Annotated in this window: 19 protein-coding genes; 11 read left to right on the top strand and 8 right to left on the bottom strand. The window is 43.3% G+C overall.

The genetic code is table 11. The features are described from left to right. Window positions 1-3: 3 nt before the first annotated feature. Complete coding sequence (locus CHA6605_RS18455) at window positions 4-1,365, top strand: PP2C family protein-serine/threonine phosphatase (RefSeq protein ID WP_015160920.1); 1,362 nt, start codon at window positions 4-6, stop codon at window positions 1,363-1,365. Window positions 1,366-1,430: 65 nt separating this feature from the next. Here CHA6605_RS18455 and CHA6605_RS18450 read toward each other — a convergent pair whose 3' ends face one another. Further along, on the bottom strand, window positions 1,431-2,036 hold the full coding sequence (locus CHA6605_RS18450) for a tetratricopeptide repeat protein (protein ID WP_015160919.1): 606 nt from the start codon (window positions 2,034-2,036) through the stop codon (window positions 1,431-1,433). Window positions 2,037-2,340: 304 nt separating this feature from the next. On the opposite strand from CHA6605_RS18450, the gene hemH reads away from it, so the two are divergent. The 4 genes from hemH to CHA6605_RS18430 all read left to right on the top strand — a co-directional run bounded on the left by hemH (window position 2,341) and on the right by CHA6605_RS18430 (window position 7,051). Beyond that, the gene (hemH, locus tag CHA6605_RS18445) at window positions 2,341-3,504 is read left to right on the top strand and encodes a ferrochelatase (RefSeq protein WP_015160918.1); all 1,164 of its coding nucleotides are present in this window, start codon (window positions 2,341-2,343) and stop codon (window positions 3,502-3,504) included. 109 nt (window positions 3,505-3,613) lie between these two features. Beyond that, a complete protein-coding gene (locus CHA6605_RS18440; RefSeq protein WP_015160917.1) occupies window positions 3,614-4,582 on the top strand; it encodes a stage II sporulation protein M in 969 nt (322 codons plus the stop codon). 167 nt (window positions 4,583-4,749) lie between these two features. Continuing rightward, window positions 4,750-5,601: a tetratricopeptide repeat protein gene (locus CHA6605_RS18435; protein ID WP_015160916.1), complete on the top strand. Its 852-nt coding sequence runs from the start codon at window positions 4,750-4,752 to the stop codon at window positions 5,599-5,601. Between the two features lie 562 nt (window positions 5,602-6,163). Next, a complete protein-coding gene (locus tag CHA6605_RS18430; RefSeq protein WP_015329006.1) occupies window positions 6,164-7,051 on the top strand; it encodes an IS982 family transposase in 888 nt (295 codons plus the stop codon). Between the two features lie 305 nt (window positions 7,052-7,356). Here CHA6605_RS18430 and CHA6605_RS18425 read toward each other — a convergent pair whose 3' ends face one another. The 4 genes from CHA6605_RS18425 to CHA6605_RS18410 form a co-directional block, all read right to left on the bottom strand. Beyond that, a complete protein-coding gene (locus tag CHA6605_RS18425) occupies window positions 7,357-8,472 on the bottom strand; it encodes an HhoA/HhoB/HtrA family serine endopeptidase (protein WP_015160915.1) in 1,116 nt (371 codons plus the stop codon). 169 nt (window positions 8,473-8,641) lie between these two features. Continuing rightward, complete coding sequence (locus CHA6605_RS31805) at window positions 8,642-9,277, bottom strand: hypothetical protein (protein ID WP_015160914.1); 636 nt, start codon at window positions 9,275-9,277, stop codon at window positions 8,642-8,644. Window positions 9,278-9,425: 148 nt separating this feature from the next. Next, entirely contained in the window at window positions 9,426-9,986 is a 561-nt protein-coding gene (locus CHA6605_RS18415; RefSeq protein WP_015160913.1) for a hypothetical protein, read from the bottom strand. A 94-nt stretch (window positions 9,987-10,080) separates the two neighbouring features. Further along, a complete protein-coding gene (locus tag CHA6605_RS18410; protein WP_051038928.1) occupies window positions 10,081-10,401 on the bottom strand; it encodes a hypothetical protein in 321 nt (106 codons plus the stop codon). Between the two features lie 195 nt (window positions 10,402-10,596). On the opposite strand from CHA6605_RS18410, the gene CHA6605_RS18405 reads away from it, so the two are divergent. Continuing rightward, window positions 10,597-11,733, top strand: coding sequence for an ISAs1 family transposase (locus tag CHA6605_RS18405; RefSeq protein WP_015157748.1), 1,137 nt, complete (start codon window positions 10,597-10,599; stop codon window positions 11,731-11,733). Between the two features lie 193 nt (window positions 11,734-11,926). Here CHA6605_RS18405 and CHA6605_RS31800 read toward each other — a convergent pair whose 3' ends face one another. After that, window positions 11,927-12,604 carry a hypothetical protein gene (locus CHA6605_RS31800; RefSeq protein ID WP_015160912.1) on the bottom strand — a complete coding sequence of 226 codons (678 nt, stop codon included), beginning with the start codon at window positions 12,602-12,604 and terminating at the stop codon, window positions 11,927-11,929. A 154-nt stretch (window positions 12,605-12,758) separates the two neighbouring features. Here CHA6605_RS31800 and CHA6605_RS34340 point away from each other — a divergent pair, with 154 nt between their 5' ends. The 5 genes from CHA6605_RS34340 to CHA6605_RS18380 all read left to right on the top strand — a co-directional run bounded on the left by CHA6605_RS34340 (window position 12,759) and on the right by CHA6605_RS18380 (window position 17,802). Continuing rightward, a complete protein-coding gene (locus CHA6605_RS34340) occupies window positions 12,759-12,929 on the top strand; it encodes a hypothetical protein (protein ID WP_157260032.1) in 171 nt (56 codons plus the stop codon). A gap of 496 nt (window positions 12,930-13,425) precedes the next feature. Next, window positions 13,426-15,459, top strand: a complete 2,034-nt coding sequence (bchD, locus tag CHA6605_RS18395; protein WP_015160910.1) for a magnesium chelatase ATPase subunit D — start codon at window positions 13,426-13,428, stop codon at window positions 15,457-15,459. A 496-nt stretch (window positions 15,460-15,955) separates the two neighbouring features. Beyond that, window positions 15,956-16,504: a hypothetical protein gene (locus CHA6605_RS18390; protein ID WP_015160908.1), complete on the top strand. Its 549-nt coding sequence runs from the start codon at window positions 15,956-15,958 to the stop codon at window positions 16,502-16,504. Window positions 16,505-16,556: 52 nt separating this feature from the next. Beyond that, complete coding sequence (locus tag CHA6605_RS18385; protein ID WP_015160907.1) at window positions 16,557-17,366, top strand: DNA adenine methylase; 810 nt, start codon at window positions 16,557-16,559, stop codon at window positions 17,364-17,366. Then, on the top strand, window positions 17,359-17,802 hold the full coding sequence (locus CHA6605_RS18380) for a PD-(D/E)XK nuclease superfamily protein (RefSeq protein ID WP_015160906.1): 444 nt from the start codon (window positions 17,359-17,361) through the stop codon (window positions 17,800-17,802). The genes CHA6605_RS18385 and CHA6605_RS18380 overlap by 8 nt, the downstream gene beginning before the upstream one ends. A gap of 202 nt (window positions 17,803-18,004) precedes the next feature. Here CHA6605_RS18380 and CHA6605_RS18375 read toward each other — a convergent pair whose 3' ends face one another. Together CHA6605_RS18375 and CHA6605_RS18370 are read right to left on the bottom strand one after the other, a co-directional pair. Then, entirely contained in the window at window positions 18,005-18,721 is a 717-nt protein-coding gene (locus tag CHA6605_RS18375; RefSeq protein ID WP_015160905.1) for a rhomboid family intramembrane serine protease, read from the bottom strand. A gap of 215 nt (window positions 18,722-18,936) precedes the next feature. Continuing rightward, complete coding sequence (locus tag CHA6605_RS18370; RefSeq protein WP_015160904.1) at window positions 18,937-19,542, bottom strand: HupE/UreJ family protein; 606 nt, start codon at window positions 19,540-19,542, stop codon at window positions 18,937-18,939. Window positions 19,543-19,587 lie beyond the last annotated feature (45 nt).

The raw sequence follows: 19,587 nt of genomic DNA, 5'->3' as shown, positions 1-19,587 counted from the left end.
ATTATGAATTATGAACCACAAATTATGTCAGTAATTGCTCTCCAAGAACAAGTCATAAATCTCAATCGTCAGCAAAAGAAAACTCACGAGCTACTGAGTAATTTAGGGTTTGCACTGAGAAGTTTTAAAAATCTCAATCAATTTCTAGAATTGATTCCCTTGATGGTCACACGGGTGACCGATAGCGAAGGCGGCGCGATTATCCTGTTCAAAAAAACCGGACAATTGCAAATTCAGCAGCTCCACTGTCAGGGTGAAGGTAATTGTAACGAGCTGCGCAAAAGGATCGAAATGGCTATTTTCCAAACCCTGACAGATGTTTCTGAAGGCAAAGAAATTAGTTTTCATACAGATTTTTGGGAAAAATTAGAAAGTCGCATCGAACTGGATATTGACTATCGAATTCATATATTCAGGACGCCAATCTTACTTGAAAGCGGCGAGCGCGGACGATTATATGTATTTACGCGCAATCCTAGCTACGAATGGACACTCGATCGGCAAAAGCTACTACAATTAGTTGCCGATCAAACTGCCGTAGCCATCCATAACGACGAACTAACCGTCGAATTACGCAAGAAAGAAAGACTCGATCGCGAGTTAGAAATTGGAGCCGAAATTCAAGAACGCTTACTACCGAAAAAATTTCCAGATATTCCAGGCTTAGAACTAGCCGCCTGCTATCTCAATGCCGATCGCGTCGGTGGCGATTATTATGATTTTATTCCCGCTAATTACGATAGGCTGACGGAGAAGCAAACAGACACCAATGCCACCACTAAGTGGAGTATCACTATTGGGGATGTCATGGGTAAAGGCGTTCCCGCAGGGCTGATTATGACGATGACGCGGGGAATGTTGCGGGCGGAAGTGTTAAATGGTCACTCACCGTCACGCATCCTTCAACATCTCAATCGGGTAATGTATGCCGATCTCGAAAATTCCAGTCGGTTTGTGACGCTGTTCTATTCAGAATACGATCCAGCAACCAATATTCTGACATATACTAATGCCGCCCACAATCCACCTTTATACTGGCAAGCCGCGACAAATCGGATTTTGCGACTCGATACTCAGGGCATGTTAATCGGACTCGATGCCGATTCTCAATATGAGGAAGCTCAAGTTAAACTCCATCAGGGAGATACGATTATTTATTACACAGATGGGTTTACCGACGCAGCTAACCAGGATGGCGAAAGGTTCAATGAAGATAATCTTATTTATACCTTTCATACTGCCTGCCAGCAGCAATTAAGCTCTCAAGGTATTCTCGATAAAATTGTCTCGACTCTCCACACCTTCACTGGCAACGAGCGCAATAATGGGGATGATATGACGATGGTGGTATTAAAGGTGGAGTAAGGGAATAGTGGATGGTAAATAATAGACTTTAGGTATTTAATTTTACTAAACTAAATACCTAAAGTCTATTTTAATTTGTCGATCCATTCTCGTGCCTGCTGATAGCCGCCGAGATCTTTTTGTTGCTGAAATAATTTGGCAGCTTGACTGAGATCCAATTTCGCGCCGCGCCGATCGCCCAAACTGTGTCTGCTAATCGCGCGATTATAATAAGCATCAGCAAAATTACGATCGCAACGAATCGCCCGGTTAAAGTCGCGAATTGACGCACTGAGATTGCCCACCATGGCATTGACGTTACCTCTGGCATTATAGACGTCGGCATTGTTGGGTGAGATTTCGAGCGCGCGATTGAAATCTTGAATTGCACCTTGGAGATCGTTGGTCATCGCCCTAGCAAACCCACGATTGCTGTAGCCTTCAACATGATTGGGATTGGACTTCAAAAATTCTGTATAGTCAGCAATTGCTCCAACAAAGTCTTCTTGCTCCTGTTTTTTATGTCCCTGTTCTAATAACTTAGTATTTGTAGGGATGGGGCTGGCTTGCGACCACTGCGATTGCCGTTCGGTCTCATAATTAGCGACATAACCCATGGCTATCTGTGCTCTACCTAACTCAAAGGCACTAGTCAACGCAATCAGTGTAACGGCCATTTGAATTGGTTTCATAGACTTCGTAAATGTTGAAGACTCGTAATACACATCTTAACTAATTTTACCAGCCATTTTCAATTTTAGGCGATCGCAGGTTGGCAGCTCGTCTTTATCAATGTATAGCAGATCCGCCTTACAGACTTTTCGATCGCCCAAATCCAAGTGAAAATCGGACTTTTTTTGCTGGCATCTACTATATGAATACCTTTAGGCTAAAATTAAATTTATGTGTCAGTGGTTGCCTAGCTAGTACCACTAAAACCATATTTTTGTTAAAGTTAGTAAAGAATTTGCAACATACTGGGAAAATACAGCCGTTATGGGTCGATTAGGGGTTTTACTACTGAATTTGGGCGGACCGGAGCAATTATCGGATGTGCGTCCGTTCTTGTTTAACCTGTTTTCCGACCCTGAGATTATTCGGATTCCAATTGCGGCTCTGCAAAAACCGTTAGCATGGCTGATCTCTAGTTCGCGAGCGAAGAAATCTCAAGCAAATTATGAAAAAATTGGTGGCGGCTCCCCACTACGTCGCATCACAGAAGAACAAGCTCGCGCCCTAGAGAGTCAATTGCGATCGCGAGGTGAAGATGTCAAAGTTTACATTGGAATGCGCTATTGGCACCCATTTACCGAAGATGCACTGACTCAAATTAAGCGGGATGAGATCGAGCAATTAGTTATTTTACCTTTGTATCCCCAGTTTTCAATCAGTACTAGCGGTTCTAGTTTTCGGCTGATCGAAAAAATCTGGAGCGAAAATCCGCAGCTCAAGCCACCGAAATATACGGTCATTGCCGATTGGTATAAAGAGCCAGGTTATCTCCAAGCAATGTCCGAGCTGATCTGCGCTCAAATCGATAACTGCCCCAATCCGGACGACGCGCATGTGTTTTTTAGCGCGCACGGCGTACCCGTGAGCTATGTAGAAGAAGCAGGCGATCCTTACCAAACCGAGATCGAGGAATGCACCGAACTAATCATGCGCACGATCGGGCGCAGAAATGCATATTCCCTAGCATATCAAAGTAAGGTCGGCCCGATCGAATGGCTGCAACCCTACACCGAAGATGCGATCGTCGAACTAGCCGATAAAGGTGTCAGCGAGTTGGTAGTAGTGCCAATTAGCTTTGTCTCCGAGCATATTGAAACCCTCGAAGAAATCGATATCGAATATCGCGAAATCGCCGAAGAAGCTGGTATCCATACGTTCAATCGCGTACCTGCTTTGGATACTAACCCCGTTTTCATCCAAACACTCGTCGATCTAGTCCTCAGAGCCGCAGCAGCCCCCAGTCTGGACATTAATCGCGTCACCCAGATGAAGAAGAAAATTAAGATGTACCCCCAAGAAAAATGGGAATGGGGACTCACAACGGCTGCGGAAGTCTGGAACGGTCGTCTGGCAATGCTGGGCTTCATTGGCATCGTCGTCGAACTCATCAGCGGTCGCGGCCCCTTACATCTATTTGGGATATTGTAGATTTGTGGAGAGTGGAGAGTGAATAGTGGATAGTGGATAGTGAATATTAGATAGTAACTCAACTCTACTCTCTACTCTCTACTCTCTACCCTCTACCCTCTACTCCCCGATGAATATTCAACGCTGGATCGCACGCCGCCAAGGGCAATGGCAAGAACTCGATACTCTGCTCCAACGCGCCCAACAGCGCGGGATGAAATCTTTAAGTGCGAAAGAAATCGGCACGCTGGCTAGCCTATATCGATCGGTAGCCGCAGATTTGGCGCGTGCCAATACCAACCAAATTGGCGAAACGATCGTCCAAGAACTCCAAGCACTCACAACTCGCGGCTACAGTCAGATCTATCGCGGTTCTAGGCGGCAAGAATTACGCGGCGCGATCGATTTCTATCTGTGGGGTTTACCGCAGGTATTGCGGGATACTTGGGGGTATACAGCAATTGCCTTTGCGATCTTTTTAATTGGCGGACTGATCGCCTGGTGGTTTGCATGGCAAGATGCGAGTTTTATGTCGCTCATAGTCCCACAATCGCTAATTGAAAAAGTACGCGATCGCGGCCAACTTTGGATGGGTTCGATCTTAGGTACCGAACCTTTTGCAGCTAGTAGTATCGCGATTAATAATCTCAGCGTTTGTTTTCGGATGGTCGGCGGCGGAATATTAGCAGGGATCTGGACGATTTATGCCCTGTTTTATAATGGGTTATTAATTGGTGCGATCGCTACATTAGTCGGTCAAAATGGTCTAGCTTATCCATTTTGGGCATTTGTTTTTCCCCACGGTTCGTTAGAGTTACCTGCAATTTTTATTGCTGGCGGTGCTGGTTTATTAATTGCTAGAGGACTGTTATTTCCCGGTCGCTACCGTCGGCGAGATGCCCTACGCATTTATGGTTTACAGGCTGCCCAATTAGTGATGGGGTTAGTCCCCATGTTACTGATTGCTGGCGCGATCGAAGGTTTCATTTCACCGCAAGAATTTATTCCTAGTCCGGTTAAATATATAGTGGGAACTGGTTTATTTATTTTACTAACGCTCTACACATTACGTCGCGATCCGCTTCGAGCTTCAACTTAAATTGGGCGGTTCTGAATATAGCTCTTTGGGGGGATCGATATGAGTGTGCAGATGGCGGAGATTGGGAGTAGGGCTAATTTGATGGAGGCGAGGTAAGTCTTAGATTAAAAAAGTATTGTATCGATCGATCCTGGGTATATTTAATAAATCTATCTCGGATTTATTTTATGAGCGATTCACCGAATCCAATAGAATTACTCGATCGCGCTTGCTTGTTGGCTCAGATGGGACGCTACGAGCAAGCAGAAATGTTACTCAAACAGTATCTATCCATCGACCCAAAATGTGCTGAAGCATATGCTCTATTGTCACTAGTTTATGGCTATACTCAACGAATTGAGCTGTCGTCGATCGAGGCTGCCCGACAAGCAGTGGCATTAGATCCAAACAATAGCTACAACTATTTCATTTTAACAATTGCTTATCAAAGACGTCACTTGCCAGACAGAGCAGAGAAATCGATTGCTATTGCCATTAAGCTTAATCCACAAGTCGCCTATTATTTCGCTCATCAAGCAGAAGTTTATAGCGACCAAAATCGATGGCAAGAAGCGATAGAGTCAACAAAACGCGGATTAGAACTCGATCCAGAAGAAGTCTCTTGCTTAAAAATACAATTTACAGCTTTACTTAAACTGCGCTTATTTTCAGAAGCTACGAAAACTGTGCATCTATTATTATCATTGTATCCCAATGACGCTGACGTACACCGTTTGATTGGAAACTTATATCTCAAGAAAAATGAAATTCAACGAGCAATTATAGCTTATCAAGAAAGTTTGCGACTAAATCCACTTCAACCTTCTATTCAAGAATTAGTAAGATATCAAACTGCTAGGCTAAAAAGATTACAAACAGCCAAACCAAAACAGTATTCAACAACCAAGAAAACACAGCACATAAAAAATAAAATTTATGATGCTGGTAGTCATCAGCGACTGAAATCAAACAAAGATAATGATTGCTTGAGTTGGTTGCACAGGTCTGTTTTTAATGTTTTGCAAAAGCTAATTAGATAGTATATCTTTTAAATATTTTAGATAACGATCGTTTAATTTGATTTTGTCGTTCGAGCTGGACTCGAACGAATTTAGTCAATATCTTTATCGACACAAATTTGTAGGGGCGGGTTTATGCATATAACCATCGATAAATTCTAGAAATCTCAAACAAACCCGCCCATCCCCACCAGCAGTCACAGATTATTCGTCGGAATGTGTGGGGAATGATATGCGATCGTTTATTTGTGGGGGAGGGCGGGTTTGAATTAAATTTTTAGTACAAACCTGAGTTCGATGAGGCTGTGCCTCATCATCAAATCAAGTCTCTGACTGTGCTTGAGTCATAAACATCAATTATTAAAATGAGATATTTCCAAGTCATTATCAATAAGCTTTGATTATTGATAATGACTTGGAAGTAAAACGTCGATCGATAATTACAAATAATTAACAATTAATAAGTTATTAAAAGTTCTGAGGAGCGGTCGGCAAATAAAAGTACAAATAGCATTGCAACCCTTATGTATAATCTCTGATTCTGGTTAAATTAATATATATATTAGAAAACCACACTTAGATGATGGACTTAACCGAACTATTTTGTGAAATAGATGATTTCTGCCAAGATTGGCTAGCAACTTTTTCATCAATATCTTTCCCTGCCAACGGTAATAGCTTACCAAAACGCTGCGGCCTATCACTGAGCGAGGTCATGACTATTTCTATTCATTTCCATCAGTCAAGCTATCGAACATTTAAGGATTATTACCTCAAAAATGTTTGTCAAAACTTAACTGATTATTTTCCAAAGTTGGTTAGTTACAATAGAATGGTGGAGTTGATGCCAAATGTTTTAATAGCTTGCCTTTATTATCTCAACTCTCGTCAAGGTAAGGTGACTGGAATTAGTTTCGTGGATAGCACGGCTATTCCAGTTTGTCACCCAAAAAGAATTAAAAGAAATAAGGTTTTCAAAGAAACTGCCAAGCTGAGTAAGAGTTCTATGGGATGGTACTTTGGATTCAAGCTTCATTTAATTATTAATGATTGCGGAGAGATATTAAGCTGCAAAATCACACCTGGCAATGTCGATGACCGCACACATTTGCCATCAATGACACAGGGAATATCAGGAAAAATATTTGGAGACAAAGGATATATTAAGAAAGAACTATTTGAAGAATTATTAAATAAAGGATTGCAGCTAATTACGCCACTAAAATCTAATATGAAAAACAAGCTCATCTTGATGGATGACAAAATATCACTTCGGAAACGCTCGCTGATTGAAACGGTAAATGACCAGTTAAAAAATATTTGTTATTTAGTCCATTCTCGCCATCGGAGCTTGCATAATTTCATGCTAAATCTGATTACAGCATTAATTGCTTATACTCATCAACCTAAAAAGCCGAGTTTGAAGCTAGATGAGCCTGCTCAAAACTTCTTTAGTATTGTTCCTATTTAGCCGATTATTTATTTATTAACTTAACTCAATATTTTCAATCATTAATCATCTTAATGATGGGTTTTATCGTGCCAAAATTTACATAAAATTTGCTATTAAGCTGAACATGTTGTCACATCTGAGTTCGATGAGGCTATGCCTCATCGAACTCAGGTTACAAGCGATATCGATCTCATAAACCCGTCCCTACAGATCTTAAATAACTTTTATAGATTTAAATCTAATTTGGATGTTAATAATTTTTCAATTCTCTCAACATGCAGGGGCAATTCAGAAATTGCCCCTAAAGCCTAAAGCCTAAAGCCTCAATTCTGCTCGTCAATTAAGTCTTTAGGAATAACCTTCACGATCCGATCTTTGCCATCTCGTAAAATGCGAACTTGAAGTAATTGGCTGACACGGCTGTTTTCCATCACATTTTGCAATTGATTGGCATCGTGAATTGCTTCGCCATCAACTTCGAGAATGGTATCGCCTCGGCGCATTCCAGCGACAGATGCGGCTGTATTCGGCAGCACTTTGACCACTAGCACCCCATTAACTGGGGGAATTTGGAATAGAGCATTAGGATCGTTATTATTCTCAGCGGCGATTTCTGGGGTGAGAGTGACCATTTGGACGCCGAGATAGGGGTGAGAAACTTTTTCACCGCGTGCTAATTGAGTCGAAATCGTTTTGGCTTTGTTGATGGGAATCGCGAAGCCAATGCCGATCGCATCGGCACGGATGGCAGTATTGATACCGATTACTTCTCCTTTACCATTGAGCAAGGGGCCGCCAGAATTGCCTGGATTGATTGCCGCATCGGTTTGAATGAAATCGAGGCGTTTGTCGGTCATACCGACGGTGGAACTGGCACGTTTGAGCGTGCTGACTATCCCTAGCGTGACAGTATTGTCTAATCCGAATGGGTTACCGACGGCAATCGCCCAATCGCCGACTTTGACGATATCCGAGTCACCCAATTCAGCCACAGGGAGATTTTTGGCACCGCTGACCTGAATGACTGCCAGATCGGTGACTGCATCGACTCCTCGCACTTTACCCTTAAAACTGCGACCGTCTTTAAGAATCACCGTCACCTTGTCGGCTCGATCGACTACATGTGCGTTAGTTAAAATTACGCCATCTCGATCGATAATAAAGCCAGAACCTTGGCCGCGTAATAGTTGCTGTTGGGGCAATCCCGTCAGAGCTTCATCTCCAAAAAATGGGTCTAGTCGCCGCGTAATCGTCCGCTCGGTGTCGATTCTTACTACTGCCGAGCCAACTTGCTCGACGGCTTTACTCACGAAACTATTGCCGCTATTATCGGCAGCAATTGCGGCTGTTGGTACCGCTGCTAGTGCTGGTAAAGGCAAGAATGTCGCAATTATCAAAGCGATTGCCGCGATCGAATAACCTAGTCTTGACAGTTTCATATTGCAGTCAGCGATTGGTAATAATTCTTATTCTTTAATTGTGCCAATTTTTTGGCTGGTTGTTGAATCTTTAACTACGTTTGGCTAGGTCGATCTCTTGCTATTACTAAAATCGGGGCCGAAACAACCCTGTTTCAGCCCCGATTTGAAGTATTTATTTAGTCAAAAATTAACCGCGACCGCTAGGTGCGTTATTTCTGGTGGGAGGTACTTCAGGAGGTAGTGGCGTAGTTAAAGACGGACTTGGCTTACAAGGACAGCCGATGCCACCACCAGCAATGACGAGGAACTGATTGAAACCGCCTCGGCTGGAAGTACCATCGTTCCAACCGATTCTGACGCCTTGGGTGCCTAATGCTGTCGCATCGTTATCAAATCTAGCTAGCTGCGCGCCACCATTTCTTTCGGGAACTGAGTAAACGGTAGTCGTGCCTTTACCTCTGATATTTGACTCTAGGTAAAGGGTATAGGGAGTACCTGACTTGAAGGTAAATTCAGCAAATGGCTTTCTCACCGCTTTACCAGCGGTACCTGCAAAGTTTCGACCAGGACGGTCTTGAGCGCGAGCTTCATTGATGAGGGGGGTTTTTTCGCCAGTTGCCAGGTTCAAGACACCAAAAGTCGATTGAGCGGCATTATTAGATTTCAGAAATTGAAATTCAATAATTGTATCGCGGTTGAATTGAATGGTTTGATTGTTAAATTGTTCGGCAGCACTAGCAGATGGGATGAGGCTACCGAATGCTGCTGTCGCGACGGTCGCACAACCGATCGCTAGTTGCTGGAATTTAGATATTGTTTTCATGTTTTTCGAGTTTAACTTGCTAATAGTCGATGCACGATCGTCGAAGTCGTCCGCAGTGACTGGCGATGAATAAAGTTAGGATCGAAGGGCAATATTTAGGCTCGCCCTTCGATTGGGACTGCAACTTTTAGGGGTTAACTGGCACTGTTTACCACAAGGAGGTATCTACAGTTCTCGAAGTAGCACTCTTCTCGCTCTTGACAGATTCGATAAACTGACGCGCTTCAGCTTTGGCCGCCGCGAGTTCTGCTTCGGCTTTAGCCTCAGCTTCTCTGGCTGCTACTAATTCGGGGCTAGGGGTAGTGGGAGTTGTCGAACCGATAGCATTGGCATCGGGACAACCACAACTGGCGAGATCGGCAACGCCTTTGTCTACCGAAAACCGAACTGGACTAGTATCTGGTGGCGGTGCGGTAACTGATGTAAGTTGATTTACTGCTGCTCGTGCTTGACTAACATTATTCTGAAGAACCGGAATGTTTTGACTGAAAGTATTGATTCTAGCAGTGGTGGCTGGAGATATTCCCCCAGGGGTACTCGTCGAAGGAATACTACCCCCAGTTGTGGTAGTGACGTTGGTACCAGAACCATTACTTAGATTACCGACATTGGTTTGAGCTGCGGCAGAGCCAGCGAAACCAACTAACGATGCTGTAACAATCGCGCTACAGCCAAAAATTACTGCTGGAAATTTAGAAATATTTAGCATTGACATTGAGCCTTGCTTGATAGTGAATTATCGATCTTGGAAACAGTTTCGGACTATAAATAATTACCATTATGTGGTAATTGTCTCACAACTTTTAGAAATTGAAAGCTAAGCTAGCACCTAAAATGAATCTAGCTCCGTCACCAGCTCCAGTAATATCCCGAACGGCAGGTGTAATGACCAAGGGGAAGTTATCGAATGGGGCTACCGATACGCCTGCGGCTAGATCTGAACCAGTCCACTCAACGACTGCGCTGACTGGTCTGGCAACCCGCACGCCGACCGAGCCAAAGACATTGAGTCCACCGCGATCGAGACTAGCATTGCGCTCGAATGGTAAGAATACACCACTACCGACCCCAGCAGTTAATGCCAAGCGGCTGAAGGGTTGATTGATATCATCGACAGTCCGCAAGATTTTGGTACCGACTAAGTAATATGAGTTGTTAGGATAGTCAGATGCCAGGGTGAACGCACTTAAATCTTATATTATTAAAAACACTTAGAAACTAGATGTAAATTTGATTCATCAAAGATGTGAAATCTATACCCGTCGATAGCTTTAGCTAATTAATTGTGTTAAGTTGATTTGGAACTAATATCATGTAAAATGAAGCTGAAGCCTAAGCATAGTATCGCAGAACACTTTGACGACATAGAAGACATTAGGATTGAACGTGGAAAAAAACATAAACTAATCGACATCATCACGATCTCCATTTGTGCTGTAGTATGTGGGGCGGACGGATGGATAGATATAGAAATGTATGGTATAGCCAGAAAAAAATGGTTAGAAAAGTTCCTAGAACTACCGAATGGAATCCCATCTCATGATACATTTGCTAGAGTATTTTCACAAATTAATCCTGATGAATTTAATAAATCATTCCTGAGTTGGATTAAAGGAATAAGTAAAATAACCGCAGGAGAAATAATTGCCTTTGATGGAAAACAATCTCGAAACTCAGGAGATGAAAAGAATGGTCAAGGTGTAATTAATACAGTCAGTGCCTGGGCTGCAAGTAATAGATTAGTATTAGGTCAAAAGAAAGTAGAAGGAAAATCTAATGAAATCACAGCACTTCCCGAACTGATTCAAATCTTGGATTTAGCAGGATGTATCGTTACCATCGACGCAATGGGATGTCAAAGAGAAATAGTCAAAAAAATCGTCGAAAAAGATGCAGATTATGTAATTGCTGTAAAAAAGAATCAACCGACCTTGTACAAACAAGTAAAGCAGCTATTTAAACAAGCAATTGAAACTCAGGGAAAAGACCTCAACCTGAGTAGCTTCAACAGTAGAGAGATGAATAGAGGTAGAGAAGAAATTCGTAATTATTTAATGATAACAGATGTTGCGGAGCAAATAGATCCACTGCAAAAATGGAAAAAGTTAACTAGTATTGGCATGGTAGAATCAGTTCGAGTTGTCGGCGGAAAGACGAGTGTAGAAACTCGTTATTTTATCAGTAGTCTAGAGAGCGATGCTCAAAAATTAGCAGAGGGAATTAGAAGTCATTGGTCGATAGAAAATTCTCTTCACTGGGTGCTTGATGTTGCTTTTAAAGAAGATGATAGTCGAATTAGGAAAGATAATGCTCCAGCTAATTTTGCGATTTTACGACATATAGCAGTTAACATAATTAGTGAAAATAAAAGTCGAAAGTTAAGTGTTAGAAGTAAGAGATTCTTGGCGACACTTGACGAAGAATATTCAACTGAACTTTTAGAAGCTATTTTGTAATTTATTTGCACTAATTAATCTCGGCTTGACTAATGAGTTGGTCGAGCTTTCTGCTACACTAAATTAAATTAATCGGATCTCATGTTTGATTTTAGTTTCAATTGGCATTGTAATAAGTGCAATTAGTTAGTAAGTACGATTGAGTTAGCTATTCTAGTTTTGATCGATCGAATTACACCCGATTTTGATGCGTTCACCCTGAGTCAGATGCCCCACGATCGAATTGAACTTTGGCAAATTGGTTCCAACCAATCGCTACAGCCGCATCTTCGCCGACCCGTTTGTGCAGTTTGGCGTTGAAGGCACCGCTACCAAATCCGCCACTAGAACCAAAGCTATTGAGACTGTAAGATAGTTCGGCTCCGACCGAGTTGACCGCATCGCCTAAACCAATCCCGATCCCCGCTTCACCATCAGAAACATTCCCAAATCTAGTACGATTTTGGTAACTTACAGATAAAAAGACAAGGTTTTTATCAGCACCAAAGCCAATCGGGTTAAAAATCGAAAAGGCTGGAGAAGATTTGGGCTGAAAAGTGTTGGCGTTGTCTTGAGGAGCATTTTTTAGCTCGTCGAGCTGTCTCTGAATTTCCTGGGTTTCTGAATCGCTCGGAGTTGCTGCTGGTGCTGGCGTTGTGGGCGCGTCGGTTGGAGTTGGTGGGGGTGGGGGCACCTGCCCGAGAAGATTGTTGGCGATTGTGGGAGCTGTCGTGGGTGCGGGGTAATCCGTACTGGAGAGTCTACCCAAACTAGCTGCGTTACCAGTCGCAATGGTGTTATTACCGGATTTTATTTCTGGGCTAGCGTAGGTAGCTGATGCACTATACAGAGGCATCATACAGCAGCCGACGTACCACATTAATCGCTTCATATTGAGATTTCCCGAATATTTTAATGAGCTGATGTGTAAATTTCTTGTAGCTAATTTGGAGATCCGATCGCGTGTACTCGAAGTCCGAACTAAAACGTCGATTTAAATTCAACGTTATTATACTTCGTATATTTTCCTAAATATTAACACGATCGTGGCGAGCATCGTCAGTCAGATCGCTCAATCAAGAGCTAGTCCGAGTATACTTTTGATGCCTAATATTGGCAAGGATACAATCGAACTTGCAATCATCAATTTAGCTAATCTAAAGTTAGATTATCGACGGATCGGTATTGCCATCAAAATTGATGACGGTCGGATCTGATTTCAAAGTTAGAAGTTACGGATAATAGATTTAAGCTAGAGAGAGCGGTTGAGAGTTGAAGGCCGAACACATTTATTGGTAACCACAGTAGAGATGCTACTTCAGTACCAACGTTTACATCGCCAGAATCTACACTTTCTAATCGACAATTTGTACTGTCGATCGGTATAGAGAATGATATCTTCAATTGTACCCATTGGCCGATCTAAAATCGCTAACATCGATCTACGCTTACGCGACAATCTATCTTTACAACATATTCATGAAAATAAATATGCTAGTTAAATTGTGCCCACTGAATTGCCTAAATTAACATAGGGCAAGAAAATATGTAGAGTATATCTAGATGCAATATGTGACCGATCGCGACCCCGATCGGTTCCAAGTGCTTAATATGAGATAATTTAGATCTACAAGAGCCGAGCGATCCCATCGCAAGGCTACTCGCGCCCTGGCACTCCCGAAGAGGCTATCCCCAAGCAGAATCTAAATTACAATGTCAACAGCGATCGCCACCTCCAACATTAATGCCTTTCCTCTGAGTGCGGTAGTAGGACAAGAAGCTATCAAAATAGCACTGCTACTGGCCGCTGTCGATCCAACCTTGGGAGGAGTCGCGATCGCTGGCGGTCGCGGTACGGCTAAATCGGTCATGGCACGGGCAATTCATTCGCTCTTACCCCCGATCGAAATTGCCGTTGGCGGCATCAGCAACTGCGATCCGCAGGCTCCCAGCGAGTGGGACGATAGTTTGTCAGCCATGCGGGCATCAGATCCCAATCTAGAATTACAGACCAAAATCGTGCCAACTCCCTTCGTCCAAATTCCTTTAGGCGTGACGGAGGATCGGCTATTGGGTTCCGTAGATTTGGATAAATCAGTACAGGCGGGAGCCTCGGTATTTCAGCCAGGACTATTGGCACAAGCGCATCGGGGAGTTTTATATATCGATGAAATTAACCTCCTTGAAGACCAGATTGCTAACCTCCTCCTGGGCGTCCTCACTGATGGGCGCAACCAAATCGAACGCGAAGGGATTAGCTTCCAACATCCGTGTAAACCTTTACTGATTGCCACCTATAATCCCGAAGAAGGTGCATTAAGAGAGCATTTACTCGATCGGATTGCAATTTCCCTATCGGCTGATGGCGTCTTGGATATCGACCAACGCGTGCAAGCCGTCGGTCAAGCAATTTCTTATTCTTCCTCGCCCCAAGCTTTTCTGACCCAATATACCGAAGAAATCGATAACCTCAAAACCCAAATTCTGCTAGCGCGAGAATGGCTTAAAGACGTCCAGATTACTCAAGAGCAGATTACATATTTAGTCACCGAAGCCCTCCGTGGCGGCGTCATGGGGCATCGCGCCGAATTATTTGCCGTGCGGGTGGCCAAAGCAGCAGCAGCACTAGAAGGACGCACGAATGTCAATGCTGACGATCTGCGGCGCGCAGTCGAACTAGTCATCGTGCCCCGCGCGACGGTGATTCAAACCCCACCGGAGGAAAACCCCCCACCACCACCGCCGCCACAGCAGCCTCAAGACCAGTCGGAGCAGGAGCAAGACGAGCAGGAAGAAGATAATGACGACGACGAGCCGGAAAATGAAGACCAACCGGAAGAACCGCCGAATATTCCCGAAGAATTTGTCTTTGATATCGAGGGCGTAATCTTAGACGATACCATCCTCGCTTTTGCCCAATCTGCCCAACAAAAACAGGGCAAATCCGGCAGCCGCAGCCTAGTATTTTCGGAAGATCGGGGCAGATATGTAAAACCGATTTTACCCAAAGGCAAAGTCCGCAGAATTGCCGTAGATGCCACATTACGCGCCGCAGCACCCTATCAAAAGTCACGCAGAGCGCGGCAACCAGATCGTAAAGTGATCGTCGAGCAAGGCGATATTCGCGGCAAAAAATTAGCCCGTAAATCGGGTGCCTTGGTAATATTTGTAGTAGATGCTTCGGGTTCGATGGCTCTCAATCGAATGCAGTCGGCGAAAGGTGCCGTGATGCGCCTGCTCACAGAGGCGTACCAAAATCGCGACCAAGTAGCATTAATTCCCTTCCGAGGCGAACAAGCTGAGGTATTATTACCCCCGACTCGATCGATCGCGATGGCCAAACGCCGCCTCGAACGGCTTCCCTGTGGTGGTGGTTCGCCGCTGGCACACGGATTGACTCAAGCCGTGCGGGTCGGTGTTAACGCCCAAAGTTCGGGCGATGTCGGACAAGTAGTTATCGTCGCTATTACCGACGGACGGGGCAATGTACCGCTAGCACGTTCCTTGGGCGATACTATCCCACCTGATGAAAAGCCAGATATCAAGCAAGAATTGTTAGATATTGCCGCACGGATTCGATCGATCGGGATTAAATTATTAGTTATCGACACCGAAAATAAATTTATCTCGACCGGATTTGCCAAAGAATTAGCCAAACAAGCTAATGGTAAATATCATCATCTTCCCAAAGCCACCGAACAAGCGATCGCAGCTACAGCCATGAGTGCGATCGGGGATATGCGTTAATTAGTTGATAGTTGATAGTTGATAGTTGATACTAAAATTCAGAAATTCAGTAGAAATTCAGTAGGGTGGGCACTGCCCACCAATTAGGTTTAGAGCATTATCTAGCTGCTAAGTAATTGTAACTACTACTTTATTAACAATTAATAGAGAAATTCAGTAGTGGCTCGACACGCTTAAAATTGTGGGCATTCAGAACCGTAAAAAATACAACCAGTAATACTTTAAGCGATCGCTTTACCCACATTTTTAAGCTTGTCGTCCCAGTAGGGTGGGCAGTGCCCACCAAATAGGTTTCAATCATTATTTATCCATTAAATGATTACAATTACTACTTAATTGACAATTAATAATTGAGAAGATATGAGGCTGGAAATTACCAGCCATTTAAGTCTTTGGATACAGATGATTATTAGATAATAATAACCTGAAACCCATGTGGTGGGCACAGCCCACCCTACTTAATACTTAATACACCGCGCTCGTTCCCAACTATATTATGAAATCTACATTTTCGAGAATTGTAATTGCCTCTACTTTAATTTTTGGATTGGCATTGCCCATCCAAGCGCAAGTTGAAGGCGGTTCTGGCAAGGCTAGTGGAGACAACCATAATTATGCACTTACGGCTCCCAAAGGTTGGGCGATCGATTCAGAAGCAATGAGAGCGGATGGAGTTCCACTCGTATTTTATCCAGCTAATTCATCTTGGGCAAATAGTCAGGCCGTAATTTATACTAGGCCAATGGATCGTGGTAACAAGATTCGCAATACCCAAGATGTTGTAAATAATCTGGTAACAAATTTTCACAACAATGGTCATCCCAATTATCGAGCAAGTTTTAAAAATAATTTAAAGATTGGCGACAAACTAATCGTTAAAATTTATTGGTTTAGTGGCGATCGATACGGCAATCATGAAGCAGTAGCATATATCGAAGAAGCAAAAACAATCAATTTTATAGTTCTTAATGCTCGCAACATAAAAGCCTTCCAGGATGGGTTGCCAGCTTTTACAGAAATTGTTAAATCGTATCGATCCCAATAAACCTCGATATTCTGCTAAGGTGTTTGCTAGCTTCAATATTATCACCTAACTTATGCTGTCATCTCCTCCTGCAACCTCGGTCAAGCCTTTACTAAAATGGGCTGGAGGTAAAAGATGGCTGTTACCAACATTGCTAAAACTATGGCAACCAAACGACAATAATCGTTTAGTTGAGCCATTCATGGGCAGTTTATCTGTCGCCTTGGGTTTACAGCCAGAGCGGGCACTACTAAATGATGCCAATATCCATTTAGCGAATCTTTATCATCACCTCCAACAAGGATTAATAGTAGAGATCGAAATGAAAAACGATCGCGAGTTTTACTATGAAATACGATCGCGCTTCAATCAACTAACTCGTGCGGGTAAATCTCAATCTAGTGAAGCCGCCCAAATTTTCTACTATCTCAACCGGACGGGATTTAATGGCCTATGTCGATTTAATAATAGTGGTGAATTTAATGTCCCTTTTGGACGATATAAAACAATTAACTATGCGACTGATTTTAGCGAATATCAAGCCGCCTTACAATCATGGGATATTACGGTTGGCGATTTTGAATGCTTAAAATTAGAGCCAGATGATTTCATTTATGCCGATCCACCCTATGATGTGCAATTTACCAAGTATAGTCAGGATGACTTTAAATGGGACGATCAGGTGCGGCTGACTCAATGGCTGGCAAAACATCCAGGTAAAGTTGTTTTGTCTAATCAAGCAACCGATCGAATTGTCGATTTGTACCGAGATTATGGGTTTACTAACACTATAGTAGATGCACCCAGACGCATCGCTTGTAATGGCGATCGTCGCCCAGCCAAAGAAGTCATAGCGTGCAAGGGGTTTTCAGTCGATGTCTAAAATTGGTGTTAATACAGGAAAAGTATTCGAGCAACTTTTTGATACAGTATTACCAGCACAAGGTTACCGAATCTTAACTAAAGATGAGTACTCACCATTTTTAGTTCCAACTATCAGTGGGGGAAAGCATCTTCCCGATCGAGTGATAGAAACTCCCGATTTACGCTGGTTGATTTTGTCAAAGAAATGGCAAGAGACAGCCGGAACCGCCGAGCAGAAAGTTCCTTTTGAGATAATTAAGTTAATTGATGCCATCAAAAATAGTAATGGTAAATTTCCTTATGCTTATTTAATTATTGGAGGAGAAGGTTGGACTCCTAAGTTAAAAGAAGCTTACCTGAATGGAGATCTTAATGAATATATTAATGGGACTGAACTAGTGAAAGTTATAAACCCAGAACGTTTTCTTACTTTGATTAATCGTAAATTTTTATAACAAGACATTATTTGATGTACATTTTATTTGTATCGCTGCAATGATTTTTGAAACTGAATACTACTACTGCCGTTGGTTTTTCCGTTGTGTGAGCCAAAAATGAAAGCCAGAAAAAATGGTATGAGCATTATGCCAATAATTCCTGTAACGCATCCAGTTAGATGTAGGGTGGGCATTGCCCACCGTTATATTTAAGCCAAAATCAAGCCTCCGAACTTCGCGAAAATAGTCCCAAAACTGGGCCGAGAATCGCACCGAATACAAATCCACCTGCATGTGCCCAGTAAGCAACACCGCCATTTTCCATGCCAACATTAGTGCGCGCGCCAAGTGTTGCAAAGCTGTATAAAGCTTGTTGAAAAAACCAGATTCCTAAATAAAAATAAGCCGGAATTCTGGTGAAAAATGGGAAAATTCCGATCGGAATTACCGTTCTGACGCTGACATTGGGAAAGCGAATGATATATGCTCCCATTACGCCTGCGATCGCACCACTGGCACCGAGCGATGGTACCTGCGAACCTTGGCTAAAAAACCACTGAGCTAAACCAGCCAGAACGCCACAAGTTAGATAAAAGAATAAGAATTTTAGATGTCCTAATTGGTCTTCGACGTTATTACCAAAGATCCATAAGAACAACATATTTCCGGCAATGTGTGCGAAGCCACCGTGGAGAAATTGTGATGTAACTAAGGTTAGAATTTCGGGTGGTTCGCCGCCGCGTAACATTGGATAAGGAACTCCAGTCAGCGCGCCCGTAAGTTGCTGCGGCACGATCGCCCATTGATAGAAAAAGTTAGTCAAACCGCGTTCGGAAAAGCTCAACTCGTAGATAAATACGAGGATATTGATGGCAATTAACGTGTAGGTGACAAACGGCGTAATTCTAGTGGGATTGTCATCATCGATTGGAAACATATCAAGACAGAGGATAGGGGATAAATGAATACCGATCGAGCGAATATCGGCTCGGCTCGCTCGATTCGAGCAATTTGTCAGGAATAGAAGATCGCAGTCCCATTTTGTCATCTCGATCGAGCTAATCCAGATCGGATCGAGCTTATGGGCGACAAATATTTCTCAAATACTAATAATTTAACATCCGTCCTATCTATCCTTTGGCATCTAGTTTACTAACGGTTGATGAGGACATAAACTGCACCGAGGACGACAGCACCACCGCCGATCCGAAACCATCGTTCTGGAAATTTAGGTTGGTACCGATCGATCGCAAACCCTATCCCAATTCCAGCTAGATGTAGCAATGCCGTAGAAATGAGAAAGCCACCCCCATAAGCCAGCCCTGACACAGTTTCGGGCATTTCAGCTCCATGAGCGTAGCCGTGAAAAATAGCTAGTATCCCGACAATTCCAGCACTAACAGCCAGTGGTAATCGAGCGGCAAATAACAGTAATAAGCCAAGAATAAAATCAGAAGCAATAATGCCCTGCTCGACACCTGGTAAAGGTACGCCAAAATAGGCAATGAGACTACTTCCCACCATTGCTACCATAAATGCAGCAGGGATCGCCCACACCGCCTTCCCGCCCATTTGAGCTGCCCACAAGCCTACTGCAACCATGGCAAGAATATGATCTAAGCCACCGATCGGGTGCATTAATCCATGCCAATATCCGCCAGTATCGCCGACACCTGTATGGGCACTTGCCAGACTAGGCATTAAGAGTGTCATCGCGATCGCACCAACTAAATACTGCCAAAACTGGTTCTTTTTCATTTGTGAATATCTCTACAATTACCAATTAATTTAACACCAACAGTG

This window comes from Chamaesiphon minutus PCC 6605 (assembly GCF_000317145.1).
GTDB lineage: Bacteria > Cyanobacteriota > Cyanobacteriia > Cyanobacteriales > Chamaesiphonaceae > Chamaesiphon > Chamaesiphon minutus.
This window is presented reverse-complemented; position numbering and strand designations above follow the sequence as displayed.